3 protein-coding genes and 1 pseudogene are annotated in these 2,269 nt (G+C 63.9%); 3 read left to right on the top strand and 1 reads right to left on the bottom strand.

The annotated features are described in order from the left end of the window. Window positions 1-204, top strand: a pseudogene (locus EN991_RS32880) (3-deoxy-D-manno-octulosonic acid transferase); the annotation flags it as partial. A 1-nt stretch (window position 205) separates the two neighbouring features. Next, window positions 206-1,231: a tetraacyldisaccharide 4'-kinase gene (gene lpxK, locus EN991_RS32875; RefSeq protein WP_127370300.1), complete on the top strand. Its 1,026-nt coding sequence runs from the start codon at window positions 206-208 to the stop codon at window positions 1,229-1,231. On the opposite strand, the gene EN991_RS32870 is transcribed toward lpxK, so the two are convergent. After that, window positions 1,228-1,461: a DUF2093 domain-containing protein gene (locus tag EN991_RS32870; protein ID WP_013532341.1), complete on the bottom strand. Its 234-nt coding sequence runs from the start codon at window positions 1,459-1,461 to the stop codon at window positions 1,228-1,230. The two genes, lpxK and EN991_RS32870, sit on opposite strands and share 4 nt — an antisense overlap. 125 nt (window positions 1,462-1,586) lie before the next feature. On the opposite strand from EN991_RS32870, the gene EN991_RS32865 reads away from it, so the two are divergent. Next, window positions 1,587-2,174, top strand: a complete 588-nt coding sequence (locus tag EN991_RS32865; protein WP_127370299.1) for a hypothetical protein — start codon at window positions 1,587-1,589, stop codon at window positions 2,172-2,174. Window positions 2,175-2,269: the final 95 nt, after the last annotated feature.

Here is a 2,269-nt window from a genome sequence, read left to right as displayed (position 1 = left end):
AAGCTGGTGCGCGATCGCGACATGCTGGCCGGCGCCGTCAATTTCCTCCTGACCAACGAAGTGGCGCGCCACGAGATGATGGCGGCAGGCATTGCGACCGTCGACGAGATGCGCGGTGCGCTGGCGCGTACGCTGAAATCGCTTGAGCCCTACATCCAGCCGCTGGTCGTCAAGTCGCGCCTGAAGGGCGCGAACGGGCGCTAGCGTGGCCTCGGAAGCACCACCATTCTGGTGGGAAGAGCCGGACTGGCGGGTCCTGGCACTGTTGCCGCTGTCGGCCATCTATGCGGCTGCCGCCGGCCGCGGCATGCGGCGGGCCAAGCGTGAGAAGATCGAAGCGCCTGTTCTGTGCATCGGCAATTTCACGGTTGGCGGCACCGGCAAGACACCGGTGGCCATCGCGCTCGCCAAGCAGGCCAAGCGCATGCATCTGAAACCAGGCTTCCTGTCGCGCGGCCATGGCGGCTCCTTCGCCGAGCCGCACGTGGTCGATATCGACCACGACAGCGCCCGGCATGTCGGCGACGAACCGCTGCTGCTCGCCGAACACGCGCCGGTGGCGGTGACGCCGAACCGCGCCGCCGGCGCCCGGCTGCTGCTGGAACGGAATGGCTGCGATTTCCTGATCATGGACGATGGCTTCCAGAGCGCCCGCATCCACATCGACTATGCGCTGGTCGTGGTCGATGCGCGCTACGGGATCGGCAACGGCCGCGTCATTCCGGGGGGGCCGCTCAGGGCCAAAATCGTCGACCAGCTGGTTTTCACCAGCGGGTTGTTGAAAATGGGCGAGGGCACTGCCGCCGACAGCGTGGTCCGCCAGGCGGCACGCGCCGGCCGGGCGATCTTCGAGGCCCATACAGAGCCACGCGGCAAGGCAGGGCTTGCCGGCAAGCGGTTCCTCGCCTTCGCCGGTATAGGCCATCCCGAGAAATTCTTCGACACGGTGCGCGAGGCCGGCGGCGAACTGGCATTGACGCGGCCGTTTCCGGACCATCATTTCTATGCGGAGGACGAACTTGCCGAGTTGGCGGCGACCGCACGCACTGAGGGGCTGGTGCTCATCACCACCGCCAAGGACGCCGCCCGGCTGCGCCACGGCGCCTCACAGGACTTTCTCGACCGGCTCGAGGTGCTGGAGATCGACACGGTCTTCGAACTCGATCACGTTCCCGAGCGCATCATCGACGAGACGCTCGATGCCTGGCGCCAGCGCAAGCTGAAGGGTTAACTGCGCTTACGCAGCTCCGGATGCATCTCGATTTCACGGCGCAGCGAGGCGGTGGCGCTGATATAGGGCTCTTGCCTTGCGACGCTCCAGTACTTCAACTCGTCGAGCGGAATGCTTTCGCCTGTCACCGCGCAGCGCACGAACGCGCCGGGACTGGTAACCTGGAAGTCGCCATCCAGATAGCGGATGCGGGCTTCCTTGCCGCCGGGGCCTTCGAAACGGTTCATCATGCGGGGACGCCAGGGTTCATGAGGATTTCATCGCCATAAATTCCCGGCGAGGTCAAGCATGAGACAAGCCTGAGACAATGCTGAACGCTTATTGTGAAGCGGAAAAATGTTGTTGGTGGGCCGCAATGGACGTTTCCTCCACTCGTCTTCCCGCCCTGCTTAGGGAAGTGATGACGCCGCAAGCCGTGCCCTTGGGGCAGGCTGATCCCGTGATGACGGCACTGGTCAAGGCGCTGGTCCAACCGCCGGCGCCGTCTCTGCTCGCGCAGCAGACAGCGCCGGCGCTGTTGATTTTGCCGGCGGCGCCGATGGCCGTCAAATCGCAGCAGATCGCATCCGCTGGCATCGTCGAGGCCTATCTTGCCCAGCTTGAGACGGGCGAAGAGGCGGCGTTGGCAACAGTCGTGGCGAGAAAGGCAAAACCCGAAGCCGAAACGCTGCGAGCCTTCTTGCCGCCTTCGACAACCGCCAATGACAATGCCTCCGCCAGGGTTGCGGGGCTGTCATTGCTTTCGCTTATCCCGCCGCAGGCTCCAATCCCGCGCAACGCTGCCGCCCTGGGTACGCCGGCGGGCAGGTACAGGCCGGCCAATCAATCCCATGGTGCGGTGCCGAACCCTGAGCAGTTGCTGGTGAAAATTGGCTTTGTTTCGATAATGGCCGGTTTGCTGGGAGCGGTGATCCTTGGGTTCGTTTTGTTGTTGCTTCGCTGAGCTTCGAATCGGCCGGTTTTACATATAGGTCCGGAAGGCCTATCGCTCGACTTCGATAAACGCCTCGATCTTTTCCTGGGCCAGCCCGGCCCTGT

Origin of the sequence: Mesorhizobium sp. M7A.F.Ca.US.005.03.2.1, from assembly GCF_003997795.1 — a bacterium.
Lineage (GTDB): Bacteria > Pseudomonadota > Alphaproteobacteria > Rhizobiales > Rhizobiaceae > Mesorhizobium > Mesorhizobium ciceri.
This window is presented reverse-complemented; position numbering and strand designations above follow the sequence as displayed.